The organism is Niallia sp. Kr1, assembly GCF_050389805.1.
In the GTDB taxonomy this organism is placed as follows: Bacteria; Bacillota; Bacilli; order Bacillales; family Cytobacillaceae; genus Bacillus_BD.
In genome coordinates this window covers 1,672,494-1,689,716 of sequence record NZ_CP130945.1, presented here as the reverse complement: position 1 = coordinate 1,689,716, position 17,223 = coordinate 1,672,494, and the positions used below count along the sequence as shown (strand labels likewise).

The 17,223-nt window shown below is 41.2% G+C and carries 15 protein-coding genes; all 15 read right to left on the bottom strand.

Translation table 11 applies throughout. The annotated features are described in order from the left end of the window. Nucleotides 1-89 precede the first annotated feature (89 nt). On the bottom strand, nucleotides 90-2,150 hold the full coding sequence (locus tag Q5760_RS08405) for a (Fe-S)-binding protein (RefSeq protein ID WP_428911744.1): 2,061 nt from the start codon (nucleotides 2,148-2,150) through the stop codon (nucleotides 90-92). A gap of 201 nt (nucleotides 2,151-2,351) precedes the next feature. Continuing rightward, nucleotides 2,352-3,329 carry an electron transfer flavoprotein subunit alpha/FixB family protein gene (locus Q5760_RS08400; RefSeq protein ID WP_428911743.1) on the bottom strand — a complete coding sequence of 326 codons (978 nt, stop codon included), beginning with the start codon at nucleotides 3,327-3,329 and terminating at the stop codon, nucleotides 2,352-2,354. Nucleotides 3,330-3,343: 14 nt separating this feature from the next. After that, on the bottom strand, nucleotides 3,344-4,114 hold the full coding sequence (locus Q5760_RS08395) for an electron transfer flavoprotein subunit beta/FixA family protein (protein WP_428911742.1): 771 nt from the start codon (nucleotides 4,112-4,114) through the stop codon (nucleotides 3,344-3,346). A 35-nt stretch (nucleotides 4,115-4,149) separates the two neighbouring features. Further along, complete coding sequence (locus Q5760_RS08390; RefSeq protein ID WP_428911741.1) at nucleotides 4,150-4,878, bottom strand: SDR family NAD(P)-dependent oxidoreductase; 729 nt, start codon at nucleotides 4,876-4,878, stop codon at nucleotides 4,150-4,152. A gap of 319 nt (nucleotides 4,879-5,197) precedes the next feature. Then, nucleotides 5,198-6,619, bottom strand: a complete 1,422-nt coding sequence (locus Q5760_RS08385; protein ID WP_428911740.1) for an FAD-binding protein — start codon at nucleotides 6,617-6,619, stop codon at nucleotides 5,198-5,200. A 249-nt stretch (nucleotides 6,620-6,868) separates the two neighbouring features. Continuing rightward, nucleotides 6,869-7,849, bottom strand: a complete 981-nt coding sequence (locus Q5760_RS08380; protein WP_428911739.1) for an electron transfer flavoprotein subunit alpha/FixB family protein — start codon at nucleotides 7,847-7,849, stop codon at nucleotides 6,869-6,871. A gap of 12 nt (nucleotides 7,850-7,861) precedes the next feature. Further along, nucleotides 7,862-8,659, bottom strand: a complete 798-nt coding sequence (locus Q5760_RS08375) for an electron transfer flavoprotein subunit beta/FixA family protein (RefSeq protein WP_428911738.1) — start codon at nucleotides 8,657-8,659, stop codon at nucleotides 7,862-7,864. A 61-nt stretch (nucleotides 8,660-8,720) separates the two neighbouring features. Continuing rightward, the gene (locus tag Q5760_RS08370) at nucleotides 8,721-9,575 is read right to left on the bottom strand and encodes an aspartate/glutamate racemase family protein (protein WP_428911737.1); all 855 of its coding nucleotides are present in this window, start codon (nucleotides 9,573-9,575) and stop codon (nucleotides 8,721-8,723) included. A 66-nt stretch (nucleotides 9,576-9,641) separates the two neighbouring features. Next, a complete protein-coding gene (locus tag Q5760_RS08365; protein ID WP_428911736.1) occupies nucleotides 9,642-11,018 on the bottom strand; it encodes an FAD-dependent oxidoreductase in 1,377 nt (458 codons plus the stop codon). Between the two features lie 15 nt (nucleotides 11,019-11,033). Then, a complete protein-coding gene (locus Q5760_RS08360; RefSeq protein WP_428911735.1) occupies nucleotides 11,034-11,492 on the bottom strand; it encodes a GlcG/HbpS family heme-binding protein in 459 nt (152 codons plus the stop codon). 43 nt (nucleotides 11,493-11,535) lie between these two features. Further along, entirely contained in the window at nucleotides 11,536-12,405 is an 870-nt protein-coding gene (locus Q5760_RS08355; RefSeq protein WP_428911734.1) for an isocitrate lyase/PEP mutase family protein, read from the bottom strand. Between the two features lie 53 nt (nucleotides 12,406-12,458). Then, nucleotides 12,459-13,298 (bottom strand): FAD synthetase family protein, encoded by an 840-nt coding sequence (locus Q5760_RS08350; RefSeq protein WP_428911733.1) that lies wholly within the window; start codon nucleotides 13,296-13,298, stop codon nucleotides 12,459-12,461. Between the two features lie 244 nt (nucleotides 13,299-13,542). Beyond that, nucleotides 13,543-14,757, bottom strand: coding sequence for a multidrug effflux MFS transporter (locus Q5760_RS08345; protein ID WP_428911732.1), 1,215 nt, complete (start codon nucleotides 14,755-14,757; stop codon nucleotides 13,543-13,545). Nucleotides 14,758-14,913: 156 nt separating this feature from the next. Continuing rightward, the gene (locus Q5760_RS08340) at nucleotides 14,914-15,900 is read right to left on the bottom strand and encodes a VOC family protein (RefSeq protein WP_428911731.1); all 987 of its coding nucleotides are present in this window, start codon (nucleotides 15,898-15,900) and stop codon (nucleotides 14,914-14,916) included. Between the two features lie 66 nt (nucleotides 15,901-15,966). Next, on the bottom strand, nucleotides 15,967-17,160 hold the full coding sequence (locus Q5760_RS08335; RefSeq protein ID WP_428911730.1) for an acyl-CoA dehydrogenase family protein: 1,194 nt from the start codon (nucleotides 17,158-17,160) through the stop codon (nucleotides 15,967-15,969). Nucleotides 17,161-17,223 lie beyond the last annotated feature (63 nt).

The window sequence follows — 17,223 nt, the reverse complement described above, 5'->3', positions numbered from 1 at the left end:
ATCTTTTGAATCTCCATTCCGGTATATAAAAATTCACTAGATAAAGTAATCCCGCTTATGGCAAATAAACTATTTCCACTCGAATACAATTACCCAACCAATGAACGCTCAACGATTTCAACAATATCCATCGTTGCAACCGTATCTTCAACTTCCTTCGCTTTCGTTCCATCACTTAACATAGTTAAACAGTAAGGACAATTACTACCAAGCATGGTCGGATTAAGCTGTAAAGCTTGTTCTGTGCGTTCCACATTAATCCGTTTCCCTTGCGTTTCTTCCATCCACATCATTCCACCACCGGCACCACAGCACATCGAATCGGATTTATTTCGTGCCATTTCTAACACGTTCACACCTGGAATCGCCTTAAGAATTTGGCGTGGAATATCATAAATATTGTTATAACGTCCGATATAACAAGAATCATGATAGGCAATAGACTCAGAAACGGCCTTCGATGGCTTAATACGGCCTTCTTGGATCCATTTATAAATCAGTTCTGTATGATGATATACTTCAGCTTCCAATCCAAATTCAGGATATTCGTGTTTAAAGGTATTGTAGGCGTGAGGATCAATCGTAACGATTTTCTTGGCATCATATTTTTGAAAATTAGCAATATTTTCTTCGCAAAGCTGTTGGAATAGGAATTCATTCCCCATTCTACGAGCAGTATCGCCAGAATTACGCTCCTCATTGCCAAGAATCGCAAACTCTATTCCTGCTAGATTCATAATTTTAGAGAAAGATTGGACAACCTTTTGGCTACGCTTATCAAAAGAACCCATCGAACCAACCCATAATAAATACTCAAATTCATCTGTTTCCTTTACGGTCTTAACCGTGATATCTTCACGCTCTTCACGCCATTTAATTCGTTCTTTTCGGTTAATTCCCCATGGATTGCTTTGTCTTTCAATATTTTGAAAGTAACGAGTCGCATCACTTGGGATATTGCCTTCAGTCATTACTAAATAACGTCTTAAATCAATAATCTTATCCACATGTTCATTACCAACTGGACATTGATCTTCACAATTTCGGCATGTCGTACAAGCCCATAATTCCTCTTCAGTAATGACATCGCCAATTAAGCTTGGCAGTTCAACAGTAGCTGCTGATTCTTGTTGAGCTGCATCTACTGCTAAGGCAGATGATCCAAAAACATTAGCAGGTAACCACGGACTTCTTGATGTAACACTTGCTCCTTTTTCTGTTAGGTGATCTCTCATCTTGACGATAAGATCCATTGGTGAAAGGGTTTTGCCTGTTCCTGATGCTGGACACATATTCGTGCATCGTCCACATTCCGCACAAGCGTATAAATCAATCAACTGATGCTGAGTGAAATCCTCAATTTTTCCCACACCAAACTCTTCTGCTTCTTCGTCCTCAAAATCGATTTTGCTTAATTTCCCAACAGGTCCCTGTTTTTTGAAAAAGATATTGACCATCGCAAATAATTCATGAAATTGCTTTGACTGTGGAACAAATACGAGAAAAGAAAATACGACGAGCATATGAATCCACCAAAATACGTAAAACAACACCGTTCCTGCCGTTGTTCCGATGCCAGAAAATAATAGCGCAATGATTCCAGAAAACGGAGCATATACTAGATTCGGTTCATGACCAACCATAATGGCCTCAAAACCTAATGTAATCAAAATCGATAAAGTTAGCGTACTTAAAGCGATATAAACAAAAGCTGCCTTCCCATCTCGTCTCCATTGCAATCGTTTTAATTTTTCACCATAACGACGATAAAAACCATATACGACTGCTAAAAACATGAGAAATGTTGCCCATTCCTGCAAAAGACTAAAGTATTTATGGGCTTCGCCTAAAGGATATTCATATCCTGTAATAAAACCTTTAATGATCAATTCGATAAGTCCTATTTGAATGATAAAGAAGGTATAAAATAAGACTAGATGCATGAGACCGCTTTTCTTATCTTTGAATAATTTTTTATGACCTAATGCATTACTAGCTACTGTGCTAATTCGTTCCTTTAGTTTTGGCTGGAACTCACTTTTTTTCCCAAGTTTGATAAACAAATAGCGCGTATATACAAGATTAATAAACAAATAAACGGCATATCCAGATACAGCTAGAAAAAACAATAAATTCACTAATGTCATCATCTTTCTTCAACCTCCCTTGTTGAGTCTTACGTTGAGACTTTGCTGGTCATACAGACGTTGCTGTTTGCATTTTAGTCTGTGTCCATTTTCGTGTCTTTACGAGCAGTTGTTCCTCTAGGAAACTATCGAATAACTTGAGAGAAAGGTCTTACTGCCAGTTAAAACGAAATGGGAGAAATTGAATTCCTCCCATTGTCATCGTTAAACGCCTGTTGCAACCGTCAATTTTTTGAACTCCTCTGTTAACAATGGCACGACTTCGAACAGATCTCCGACAATCCCATAATCTGCTACTGAGAAAATCGGAGCTTCCGGGTCTTTATTAATCGCGACAATGACCTTTGAATTGGACATCCCTGCCAAGTGTTGAATCGCACCAGAAATTCCACAGGCTATGTACAAGTCTGGGGTCACTACTTTTCCTGTTTGCCCGACTTGCATAGAATAATCACAGTACCCTGCATCGCAAGCTCCCCGAGATGCTCCGACCGCACCACCTAAAACTTTAGCCAGTTCATCGAGGAGCTTAAATCCTTCCTCATTTTTTACTCCTCTTCCACCGGAAACGATTACTTTGGCTTCAGTCAGATCGACTCCGCCAACAGACTTTTGAACAATATCTTTTACAACTGTTCGAATATCCGTAATCGTTGGATTGAAGGTAATAGACTCGGCATTTCGGCTAGAATCTGCTTCTACCAATGGAATATTATTTGGACGGATCGTGGCAAATATCGTGCCCGATACGATTTTCTTTTTTTGGAACGCTTTGCCAGCATAAATAGGACGGGTAAAAATAATCTCGTTTTCTTCTAGCTCAATATGCGTGACATCCGAAATCAAGCCGACTCCTAGCTTTGTTGCTAGACGAGGAGACACATCCTTACCCACAGCTGTATGCCCCATCAAAATTACATCCGGCTTCACTTGTTCTACTAATTGAAATAATGCTTGAAGATATCCATCCGGAGTATACTGTTTCAGCCTTTCATCCGGAATCATGTAGACTTTATCGGCACCAAACTCAGCCAAAGAAGAAACAAATTGAGGTTCGGAGCTTCCTAGAATAACGGCGGTAATTTCAGCGCTATCTATATTTTGAGCTGCAGATAATGCTTCAAAAGATACGTTTCTTATTTGATCATCTCTTACTTCTACTAGTACTAACGTTCTTCTCATCTTTCATTCCTCCCTTATATGACTTTGGCTTCTTGATGAAGCAACTGGACTAATTCTTGAGCTTGCCCTGACAATTCCCCTGACAATACTTTTCCGGCTTCCTTCTTTGGGGGAAGAAATTGATCTAAAGTGACGGACTTCGCAGCACTCTCCTCTTGATTTAACTCAAGATCTTCGATACTCAAACGCTCGATCGGCTTCTTTTTCGCCTTCATAATCCCAGGGAGAGAAGGATAACGAGGCTCATTCAAGCCTTGTTGTGCCGTTACAAGTAAAGGAAGTGATGCTTCAATTACTTCTGAATTCCCCTCTACATCCTTAACAACCGTAACCTTGTCTGAATCGATCGTTAATTCTACTGCTGTAGCAACATGAGCTAGATTTAGCTCTTCAGCGACTCTTACGGCCACTTGACTGGCACCGTTATCAACCGACATGCTTCCTGTTAAAACGAGATCATAGTCACGATCTTTGATCGTAGCAGTTAGTATCTTTGAAATGGAGTGTTCATCGAGATTAAGAGATTCGTCATCTTCAATTAGAATCGCTTTGTCTGCACCCATGGCAAGAGCCGTACGTAACGCACTTTCTGCACGTGGCGGACCAAATGTGACCACCGTTACTTGGGCACCTTGAGTTTCCTTCAGCTTAACCGCCTCTTCCACCGCATACTCATCGTATGGATTAATCACATACTCTGGACCGTCTTCTACAATTTGACCGTTCTCTATGACAATCCTTTCTTCTGTATCAAAGGTTTGTTTTAATAAAACAATTATATTCATCGTTTTTCTCCTTTCTATCATTCATACTAAAATTCTCACGTATTAACAGGTCTGCCGCTTCCAAATGCTTCAATCGCAGTCGCAGTAACTGCAACCGATTTAGGCAAGCATAAATCAACAATGATGTTTGCGATATCAATCGGCTTCAGCCAGCCTTCCTTATTCACATTCGGTCCCAAATCATCTGTCATTTTCGTGTCAACCGGACCTGGACATACCGCATTCACTCTCACACGATATGGCTTCAGCTCTTCACCCAGCGCTTTTGTAAATCCCATGACCGCATACTTTGATGTGATATAAGCACTCCGGTCTGGACCTCCCTTTGTTCCCCAAATCGAAGAAATATTGATGATGACCCCATCTTGTTTTTCCTTCATACTTGGAACAACCTCACGAGCAAAAAGAAAAGGCGCTCTACTATTAATATTCTGGACAAAGTCCCATTCTTCGATCGATGTTTCATCAAATGGCTTTAAAAGCATAGTGCCTGCATTATTTACGAGGATATCAACGCTCCCTAACAGGTATCTCGTCTGTTGGATCGCCCTTTTTACATCCTCTTCTACACAGGCATCTCCTGTTACAAAAATCGCTTCACCACTTAATACTTCATTTATATAGTTAGCGGTTTCTGCAACTTCAGCTTGACTTCTAGAAAAAACAGCCACTTTCGCACCATGTTTGGCTAATAAAATACAAGTCTCTCGGCCAATTCCTCTACCACCACCTGTTACGAAAGCCACTTTTCCTTGTAACTCCACCTAAATCACCCTTTTCATTAATCAAATTCGCTCCGTCGAATTTTCGCCCGGATCTAATACCTGAGCTCGCTCGATAAAAATCCCCTAAAAAATCCGTGGCATCCGCCGGAGGCTTAACTTTATTCAGCTGATTTACAATACCTATTAATTAGTGAATCCATTTGCATTCATCCCATAACTTTAAAAGCGGATTACACTTGCTAAATAAAGTTAACTAGTAATCTAGCATTTTATGAAAAAGCAAAAATGGTAGGGAAACTCCTTCATTTTTGCTTTTTCATGTTCGTTATTTTTATCGTTTTCTAGTTATCAGCTGTCTTTATACACCCATTTTCTCAGCATTGGACACATATGAAACCGCATGTTCACCAGCTCGGCGTCCAAATACAAGTCCCCTTAAAACAGACGTCCCACCAGGGTATTTTCCATAATAAAGACCAGCTGTTTCACCGGCAGCATATAATCCAGGGATGACGTCATCATCCTGTGAAAGAACAGAGCCGTTCGTATCTGTTGCTAACCCACCATTTGTAAACACGTTCGAACATACAACTGGATACGCAATAAACGGACCCTGATCAATGGTGATTGCCCAATTTGATTTCGGTGGTGTAATCCCAACCGCTTGCTTGCCATCTTTTTTATCATATTGGAATTCTCCCGGCTGTACTGCCGCATTGAATTCTTGAACAGTCGCTGCCAGTTGCTGGGCTGGTACTCCAATTTTCTCTGCTAACTCCTCAAGTGTACCTGCTGTAATTGGTGGTTTATCTGTTTCCAATGCCTGTTCATAATTAGGAATGTCATACATCTTTTGATCAGTAATCATATAGGCAATATGATCAGGAAGATCGTAGAAAATCGTACGTGCTACTTGTTCATACTGCTCATCTACCGTGGATTTCCCTTCATCCACAAAGCGCTTACCGTTTTTATCAACGAGAATCGCGTAAGGATAGACCATGACACCCGCTTCTTCACGATTACTCCTCGGATCAACTGGTTCAGCATGAAAGGCATCAAACTGTCCAGCAGGTTTTGCCCCGATATCCATTGCCATTCGAATGGCTTCCCCTTTGTTAAATAATCCGCCTTCACAAACAGTCCGGATTCTATGAGCGTCCCTGCCAATATATTGAGCCATCATTTCCTGATTTCCTTGGAAACCGCCTGAAGCAAGCACAACAGCGCCAACTTTCAATTGAACAGAAGTTCCTCCTTTTACTCGAATCATGAGGCCGTCAACAACCCCTTCCTCATCAAGGAGTAATTTCCATGCTGTTGCTTCATAGATAATTTCTACGCCAAGACCTGCTGCACGTTGAGATATTGTGTCAATAATGGCACGACCGCCACCAACCGGCAGTAAACGCGGTTTGTTAGATGTTAAAAACATTGTTGGTAAGTAGTCGAATTCAACCCCTTTCTCCTCCACCCAACGCAGAGTGCTTCCTGCATTTTCTGCGAGCGTCTCAATATATTTTCGGTCCGAGTAATTATCGGAAAAGTCCATCATATCTTCGACAAAATGGTCGGCAATTTCATCAATATTCTTCATGCGCATGTAAGATGCTGTCCATCTGGAATTCCCGCCTCTATGATCAAAATCAGAACGTTCCAAAATCGCAATTTTTAATTTCTTTCCTTGCTTTTTAGCTGTTTCTGCTGCAGATAGAGCCGCTGATGTCCCTGCAACCCCACAACCAATTACAACAATGTCATAGTCCACTTCTCTTCCCATATTTATAACCTCCGTGTTTTGTAAAATTATTAAATGCACCCGCCGAATTTGCGTCCGGATTCAATACCTGAGCTCGCTCGATAATATACCTTTAAAAAATCCGCCCCATTCGCCGGAGGCTTAACTACATTCAGTCGGGTTTGAACCCTCACAGAATCGGAAAAACATTTTGCATTCAGCTTTCGTTCGGTACAAAAACATTTTCTGAATGTAGTTAAACTTAAAAGCTAGCACTATAAGATAAACGTTTTAGCCGATCTTCTGCCTTAGGGCTTCCGTTAGAGCAGGGATGACCGTCTTATAGTCAGCCACGATCCCCAAGTTTGCCCTTTTAAAAATAGGAGCCTCAGCGTCATTGTTAATGGCTACCACTGTTTTAGCGTTGGTAATTCCTGAAAGGTGCTGACTTGCCCCTGATATGCCAATCGCAATATACAAATCTGGTGCGACAACCGCACCTGTTTGGCCGACTTGATATTGAGATGGCACCCATCCTGCATCACAGGCAGCTCTTGATGCACCGACTGCACCCTTTAAGACGTCCGCTAATTCTTGGAGTTCACCAAAAGCTTCGGAACTGCCAAGTCCTCTCCCACCAGAAACAATGACACGTGCATCTTCTAGGCGAATTCCAGATAAACTGGACTCGATTTTTTCAACCAGTTTTGTCACAACCATCTCTTCTGATAATTCACAATCGATAGCGGTAATGGTTCCCGTTCTGTTTTCATCCGCTACTATTTTTTCGCAGGATTTCGGACGAAGACCTACAACGACCTTTTTACGATTGGCTTTATATTCACCATAAGCTTTGTCCCCGTAAATCGGACGGATCCAGTTTATTTCGTCAGCCTCTGATCTAAAATCAACGACTTCGGTGATGGCAGCTGCAGAAACACGTGTTGCGATGCGTCCGAGCAAATCCTTGCCTTTTTTATCAAAAGGAAGAATGAATGTATCGGCTTCAGACTGCTGAAAAGCGGTGGTTATTGCATAGGAATACAACTCAGTCTGATAATCATCTAATAAAGGATTTTCGATTGTATAAACTTGCTGTGCTCCGTAGGATATGGCTTCTTTACTACCTTCCTTTGCACCTGTACCGACAAGAAGCGCCTCCATTTCAATTGAAGTGGCTTCAGCCAAGCGTGCGCCAAAGGATAACGCTTCGATTGCATTGGAATCCAATTTCCCTTCTTGTTGGGCTGCATAAATGAGCACTTTGACCATCTGGATCACCTCCTACAAAACTTTTAATTCTTGCAACTTATGAGTCAGACCACTAGCGATTTGAACGTCATCACTGCCAGTTAGGATTTCACAATTCACTTCCCGATCGGGAACAAAAACCTTCTGGAGTGTAACAGCCGGCTGACAAAGTTCTGAATTCAAGCCGTCAAAGTCATCGATCCCAAGTTCTTTAATCGGTTTACTTCTCGCCAAACGAATATCCTTTACCTTTGGAAGGCGTGGTACATTATTTTCAGAGCTAACGATCGTAATCACGGCAGGCATTGGGACATCCTTTACCGCATGGCTGGTTTCTGTTTCACAGACTGCTTTGATGCTGCTGCCTTCTGTCTCAAACTTGGAGACAAGTGTCACACTTGGAATGTTAAGTTCCTCTGCAATTATAGTCCCAACTAGACCCTCTTCTATGTCACTTGCTTGGTAACCGGTCAAAACTAAATCCACGTCACCGAATCTTTTAATGGCCTGAGCAAGGATATACCCAACCGCTTGTCCGTCTAAATTTTCCCATTCATCATCCCAAACGCGAACTGCCTGATCAGCAGTGAAGGCTAGTGCTCTGCGAAGAACATCCTCCGATTCTTCATCCCCAAGACAAAGGGCTGTCACCGTTGCTCCATCGATCTTGTCTCTGAGTTGAATCGCTGCTTCAAGAGCATTTTCGGCGTAGGAATCCATTACCATATCTCCGCTTCCTTCCTCAGGTCGGTTTGTTGCAGGATCGATTTTGAAATAACGCGGTGGGATCTCCGGATCAACGACCTGCTTTAGACATACAACGATATGCATGTATGGTTCACCTCTCAATATGTGTTTATGGATTGCGAATATTGCAAATCTTTAACGCGGGCTATATAGACGCTTTTTGTCCACCTCTAACTGGGAGTCCGTGATCATTTTTCGGATCTGGAACAGGTTCTAATCCATATAATTCCCGAAGCCTTGCGACCGCATCACGAGGTGGCTTGGCATTATAGTATCCCTGACGTGTCATATACACCCCAGAGTTTTCTTTCAAATCAACTAAGGCTTCACACATTTTAATTCCTGACGCAAACGAGTCAACAATTGGAACATCCCCAATTCGAGAAACTCCATGTGTTGCTAAAAATACATTCATAGGTCCTTCACCTGGAACGATGACATCGGCTCCTTGGGAAATCGCCTTCTGCGCTGCCTTTTTAAAAGCTTCGATAACCGGTTCTGGATTTTGGAACCCACCTAGAATGTCATTAAAACCAACTTCTGTTTGAACAATCGGTCCTAGTTTTCCACCTAGTCCATAGCGTTCGGCATTTTGACGAAGTTCATCAGCAAGCGGTGCCAAGAAATTGACAACGCCAATGTGATCACCCAGCATGGATGCCATATGAAAGGATGCCTGACCATATCCCACAACAGGAATATCGACAAGTGTGCGCGCTTCAAGCAACCCCACATCTGGGATCGTTCCGATAAACATGGCATCATATCCTGCACTTTCAGCCATTAAAGCGGCACGGACAAATTGCTCTCGGTGAAGATTTTGCAGATAGGAATACGTAATAAAGTGACCCGGATATTGGCTAGGATACGTACCCTTTGACATTCCGTGTAGCACAACCTCTACGCCTGGACGTGCTACACGATCAATATGTTTGATGACTGCGTCCCGGTATGGAACTACTTCTTCAATACTTGTTAAACTTTGATGCCAAATTTTCACTGCTTTTTCCCTCCTTCTTTCAGGTTTCTATCGATTTTTGTAAACGGTCTACTCTATATCTTTCTATCAAACTTTGATTTCCTTTTTTAATGCGTTACGAACAGCCAATCTTCCGAATACAGCACATTTGCCAAGAGATGAACCTGTTACATAACCAGCACCATGGAATCCGCCTGTTACTTCTCCTGCTGCATAAAGACCTGAAATCGGCTCATTGAAAGCGTTGAGGACTTGTCCTTTGGAATTTACAGCTACCCCAGCATAAGTGGCTAACATCGCAACGGTTGATTCAAACGCGTAAAATGGTGCTTTTTCGATCGGAGTTGGAGTTCCATAATTATGTGTAAGTGATTTACGACCAAATTCAGGTTCTGCCCCGTTTTGAATACCGTTATTATAAGTTGTAATCGTTTCTGATAATACCTCAACCGGTACATCAATGCAGTCAGCTAGTTCCTCTAATGTATCTACTTGGTAAAGGAGACGACGACGTTTTAATAATTGAAAATCATATAGCGGATCATCATGGACCGCTTGATCCATCACCGTCTGATCCCAGATTTGATAAGTGATGCCTTCAGGTTGCTGCAGCGCGGCATTCCCTAGTAATTTATAAGAGAGGGATTCATCAATAAAGCGCTTTCCATTTTGATTTACGATAATACCACCCTTATAAAAAGCTAGTCCTTGCGACTTTACTGCACTATTGGCCGATGGGTGAAATCCGTATGTTCCACTTAAGTATTGACGGTCAAGGATAGTGGCTCCATGTTCCCATGCCATTTTTAAGCCTTCTCCAACATTTCCTTCCCCACCTATTCTTAAAGCGCCCTCAAGATGTGGAGCAAACTTTTGGAGAAGTTCTTCACTATTAGCAAAACCACCAGAAGATAGCAAAACACCTTTTGTTGCAGCAACAATTACGCTTTCACCTTCTGTTTCGTACAAAACACGATCAATGATGTCTTCACTGTTCTTTAATAGCCTCTTTGCAGGGGCATTAAAGCGGATCGTTACATTTGGAAGCTCCTTCACTCGTTTATATAATGCCTGGATTCCTTGATGCGGATCAATCGTATGCCCGCGCGGTACACTGTGTCCGCTTACCGCTTGCAGCGTTCGAAATTCTACCCCATGGTCTTTAAGCCATCGATACGTTTCGAATTGATACTGTCCATAAGTTTTAATCAACTCGGGGTTATTTACGCCTCCTCCGACTTCAATCAAATCGTTCATGAGTGATTCGACTGTATCGGTAATTCCAGCATTCTCTTGCATATCTGTACCAGCAAAAGCCATATATCCTGAGCTAAGAACGGTGCTGCCGCCTAACTCATCCTGTTTTTCGAGAAGAAGGACGCTAGCGCCCTCTTCCCCTGCCTCAACAGCTGCACACATTCCAGCTAATCCGCCACCCAATATAATTAAGTCATATGTTTCCATGATTTCTCATCTTCCTTATTCTAGGTTTTTTAACACTTCTAATGCCGCTTCACATACTTGCATATCATGTGTGTAATGACCGCCGCTAACGCCAATTCCACCGATTAGCTCTCCATTGATTTTAATTGGATAGCCTCCGCCAAAGATGACCAATCTTTCTGTATGAACGATTCCGTGTAGCAATGGCGGATCATCCTTAATTCTGTCATACCATTCATGCGTTGCTCTGTTGTATACGGCTGCTGAGAACGCTTTATTTTGGGCGACTTCTATACTTAAAGGAAGAGCACCATCCATTGCTGCAAACGCTCTTAAATTTCCTGGTTTATCAACAATTGTAATGCTAAATGGCATTCCAAGTTCTTTTCCTTTTGCTACTGCTGCTTCAATCATTTTATTTGCTAAATCAAGACTAATGCTTTTCGATTGTACTGTTGTTACCAAGTTTTCCATTCCTTTTACCACCTTTTCCATTTTTTAATAACCACCTTTGACTCTTGTCATTAGAAATGTGATCTTAACTATGTGAATACTCTTTTTCCCATTGCTTAATTTGATCGAGTTTGAAAAGGGATTGTCTTTCTTCCCAAGTACAAATCAAGTCATGAACATTCTCATGAGATCCTTCTTCTTTTAAAACTCTTAAAGAATCGGTAACCCCTTTTATGGCTGAGCGAAGAGCTGTATTTGCACATAACATAATCTTAAATCCTAACTCCTCAGCTTCATTTAATGAAACAAGTGGCGTTTTCCCACCCTCTACTAAATTAAGAACTTGTGGAATTCCTTTTAATGAACTTGTGATTTGCTTTAATTGTTCAATCGTGGTTGGAGCTTCAACAAAGATGATATCCGCCCCTGCTTCCGCATATGCATGAGCTCTTTCAATCGCCTCTTCCATTCCATAGACGGCTAATGCATCGGTTCTTGCGATTATCGCCAAGTTTTCATCCTGTCTGGTATCCAGTGCAGCCTTAATTTTGCCCACCATTTCTTCTTTTGAAATCACATCTTTTCCATTAAAATGCCCACATTTCTTCGGCGAAACTTGATCTTCCAGTTGAATCGCAGCAACTCCCGCTCTTTCAAATTCTCTTACTGTTCGCATTACGTTAATCGCATTTCCAAACCCCGTATCCGCGTCTACCACAATCGGGATGGATGTTACGTCCGCCATACGAGTGACGATATCAACCACTTCTTTTAAGCTTGTTAAACCTACATCCGCCCATCCTAATTGAGCATTTGAGATCCCTGCACCTGTCGCATAGATTGCCTTATATCCAATTTCTTCAATTAGTCTAGCTGACATCGCATCATAAGCACCTGGCAGGATAAAAGCACCTGGTTCTGTTATAAGTTTCTGAAATTCTTTTGTTTTTGACATGATTGATAACCACCTATTTACAAAATTTTAGTTTCAACTGTATTTTTGAATTCTTAGATAATATGAATCAACTTCTTTTCAACCATGGCGGTTTCTTCATATATTTGTTGATGCCATTTGATTGTAAGTGGGCCACGATAACTAGAAAGAAATGTAGTCATAATATCTAGTGGGATTAACTGTTTTTGATCATTTACGATCACTTCGAACTCTTGATTACTAGAGTCCCCTATTAACATTACGGTATATCTGCCTGGACGAGGCAATGTATAGTAAGGTTTAACCTTAAGGGAAGCACCGTTCCATTCACACTCCACTTCATAGGGGCGTCCCAGTAATTTACTTACCTCCTCCACTTTTCCTTGTGCTAATTTCTCACGAAGAGAGGTTGAACTAATTTTTTCTCCTTGGCACTCTACTTTGGATACTTTTGTCACTTCTAGAAGACCACCGGAATCGGCTTTCAGCCGGTCCATATTGCCAATGCCCTTTGATCCGTACGTATAATCGAAGCCTGCAACTGCATGGGTGACACCAAGTCCCAATAAATATTGGGCTGTAAACATTTCTGGTGAAAGTGTTGCAAATTCTTTCGTGAATTGAACAATATAGAATCTGTCCACACCTAAATCACTCAGCAGTTTCTCCTTTGAAGAAAGAGGCATTAAATAATCAATCGTTTTTCTTCCGTTGGATAAAACGGATTTTGGATGAGGAAAAAAACTCATCACAGTCAGTAGCTGATTTTTTTCTCTGGCTATTTGATCGGCCGTCTCAATAACTTTTAAATGACCTTTATGAACTCCGTCAAAAAATCCTAACGCCATGACGCTCAGGTCTGCCTTTTTCTGCCAAAGTATTAGATTGTCTTGATTCAGATAAATCGTTTCCATGCAGTTGCAGCCCTCCTTTTTTATTTTTCCTTTCGTGACCTTGATTAAATATTAGAAAATTCCGTATATTTTTTCTAGAGGAAAAAACCGTTAACTTCTCTCTATGTTTTCAATGATTTTTATTGGTTTTTACTAGACTAGCACTCGGAAAATATTTAATTACTATCAATATTTCATGATTTATAGCCCAAATTTCCCGAAAACATAGAAATGGGTCCTACAAACCTGGACCCATCATGATTGATTATTTTCTTTTTACAAGAAATAGATAGGATATCACAGCGATCATTTCACATAATAAGATCACGATCGCCATTGGCCAAGCTGAATGTCCGTTTCCGATACCTGCTAATGGAGCTGTCATTGCACCTAAAACGAAAGGCATGAGTCCTAAAAAAGCGGCAGCACTTCCTGCCGATTTCCCTTGACTTTCCATCGCTAAGGAAAAAACGGAAGTCCCGACAATTCCTACACTAGAGACAACAAAAAATAAGGCAAAAAGCACACCAATAAGCCCAATTTCTAATAACAGCATGATAGAGAGTAGCAACCCGCCAAATGTGGCGGTACTCAATCCAATCTTAAGAAGAGTTGCTTCTTTTACCCGCCCAGCAAGCCGACCCGTAGTCTGACCTGCGATAATAATCCCTAATCCATTTAAGGCAAAAATAAAACTGAACATCTGCGGAGAGGTTCCATAAATATTTTGGATTACAAATGGAGATCCAGAAATGTAAGAAAACATGGCTGCAGTGACAAATCCTTGTGTAAAGACATACCCCATGAATATTCGGTCCTTAAGAAGACCTTTGATCGTAAGGAGTGTATTCTTAAATCCAGCGGCAATACGGTTTTCAGTGGAAAGAGTCTCCTGTATGCTAAAAATTGCACCCAAGATCATCAGAATTCCTAAAAACCCTAATACCACAAAAATCCCACGCCAAGAGGTAAACTGCAGAAGCTGCCCACCAATGACTGGTGCCACGATCGGTCCTGCCCCATTAATCAGCATCAATAGTGCAAAAAACTTCGTTAACTCACTGCCGCTATATAAATCCCGAACAATGGCTCGAGAAATAACCATTCCCCCGGCCCCTGAAACCCCTTGAATAAAACGAAAAATGATGAGCAGATCAATAGAGGGGGCAATCGTACACAAAAAAGAGGATAGGCAATACACGGTCAATGAAATGATCAGAGGCATCCGTCTTCCTCTTTGATCACTCAACGTACCTAGCCATAGTTGACCCAGTCCTAAACCGAGTAAATTTGCCGTTAACGTAAGTTGTGCGACCGAGGTATTACTTTGTAGATCTTCTGCTAATGCTGGTAATGAAGGTAGATACATATCTGTTGACAAAGGAGCAATTGCAGCAAAGGACCCTAATAATAGGGCCAACCACAATCGTCTTGATTTGTCTATTTTTAATGGCATCATGCTTAATTGACTTTGACTCATTTTCAATATCCACCTTCGTTTTTTCAAATTTAAAGCCTATGAGAAATCTCCATCTAAAAATTAAAATTCCATCAGTGGGGGCTATACTACACATCGAACACCACGATGTTAGCCTTCTTCTACCCCCACTGATGGTTTATATTAAAATATCATTCCTCAAATTTTTATTTTCGGTTCAGTGATGCCCCCTGATGCGTCAATGGTTGGATTATTTTCTGGAATCGTATCGGTTTGATCACCCCAGAATGTAAAGCCCACATCCATTTCATCAAGTGTCCACTCAATTGGCTCCCAATCTGGTTCAAAGATTAAATAGCCATTTGTAAATAACTCAACACGTAGACCGCTTCCCGGGTCACAAACGTAGACATACATCGCTTGAGAAATTCCATGTTTACCAGGTCCTTTAAATGTGAGTCCATGCTCTTTTAAGATATCTGCTGCACGAATTAAATCTTGCGCATTATCCAACCAGTAAGAAATATGGTGAATCTGATGCGTTGTTGGTGAATGCGGGTCCCCACTGACGGCAATATCGTGCACAAGCGGAGTTACACTCATCCATCCTGCTAAATAGGAATTATCAGGCGCCTTAATATATTCACGCATTTTAAATCCTAATTTTTCATGTAAGAAGTCTGTAATGATCTTTACATCCATTGATGTCATCACATTCACGTGATCAATTCTTCGTGGTGATACACCGCGTGCCCATGCCTTATACGTTTGATTCTTTAACACTGAACGTCTTGCAGGATCCGCTAAAGTTTTTTCCATATCATAATAAATTTCAAAACGGTGTTGACTTGGCAAGTGGAAGCGAATTGCTTTCCCTTGACCAGCTTCGACTCCAGCTTCGACCCATTCTACTTCGGTACCAGCTTCTTCTAGTAACTTAGCAAACTCTGCTACATCTTCCCGACGTTTTGTTCTCCAAGCAATGTGATCCACATAAGCACGGTCGCCTGCTGTTAAGGATAGGGTATGATGTTCAAAGTCCCCCCAAGCCCGTAAATAGACCGTACCATTTACGGTTTCAGTTTCTTCTAAACCAATTAATTCTTTAAAGAACCATAAAGACTTCTCAAGATCTGGTGTCACCAATGCAACGTGTCCTAATTTAGCGATTTCTGGTAATATCATTTTTTATTCCCCCATTTTATATGAAATTTTAATATTTAGAAAATTTAACAACTCTTATTTCTCTTCTTAAACAAAATACGTATTTGGCTCTTGATCGCACAGCACTCTCCCGTATGTTTCAATTAAGCTAGACGGTGTGATAAATCCATGTAAATGCATGGTTGTGAAGTCCCGATACACTCTTTGGAATGCATTGTTTTCATACGTAAATACAGATCCAGCTCCTGCTAACAACAGTTCAATGGCTTCTTTACATAATTGGTTCACATAACCAAAGTCAGCTTTCATTTGGACAATTTCTTCCATTGTCATCTTGTGTCCTGCTTCTGAGAATGCATCAAGCCTATCAACTGCGCGATATAAATGAAGTTCGGCAGAATCAATTTTTAACTGAGCTTGTGCAATTTGTAAGTGAGTAATAGGTGCCTCACTCATCTTTGTATAGAAGGTATTCCCAATGCCAGCTCGTTTCACTCGTTCCATATGAAGATCCATGGCAGCTTGTGCAAGCCCTAACGCTGGACCGACAATTGACAACGTCAGTGATGGAACAAATGGTGTTTGATATAATGGAACCGATTGAAGGGGTTCAATCATGTAATGTCCTTTCGTTGCCAGCCTGTCCAAAGAAACGCGATGTTCTGGTACAAACGCATCTTTGATTCTTACACTGTTACTTCCAGAGCCTTTTAATCCCATTACATGCCAATCGTCAAGGATTTCGATATCTTCTTTTGGGACAACCATGATCGCCATTTCCATTCCACCATTGCCGTCATCGACGGGGAATCCAAAATAGCACCAATGGGCATGTGGTCCACCAGAAACAAACGGCCACTGAGCTTCGTCAATATAATATCCGCCCTCTACTTTTCTAATTTCACATTTAATTGGTTTAAAATTTCCAGCCAACACAATTTCTTTGCCAGGTTCATAGATTTCATTTAATGCTTTTTCACCAAATGCGTAGGAAACCATATAATCCCGGATGTTACTAAGAGAAACGAACCATCCAGCCGATCCATCTCCACGTGAAATTTCTGTTACAACCTCTGTATAGGTACGCATATTGGTTTGGTGCCCACCAAACATTTTCGGCCGCAATACTTTTAACAAACCATTATCCTTTAACTCCTGTATAGTTGCTTCTGGAATACGGTTGTATTTTTCTGTTTCTTCTCCCCGTTCACGTAAAGCCGGAATTAACGATCGCGCTCTATCCACCAATTCCTTGTTTATTTCCAAAACACTTTGACTCATAGTAAATCCCCCTTTGCTAAAATATAATTAGAATGCATTTCTAGGAAACTTATCAAATTCGCC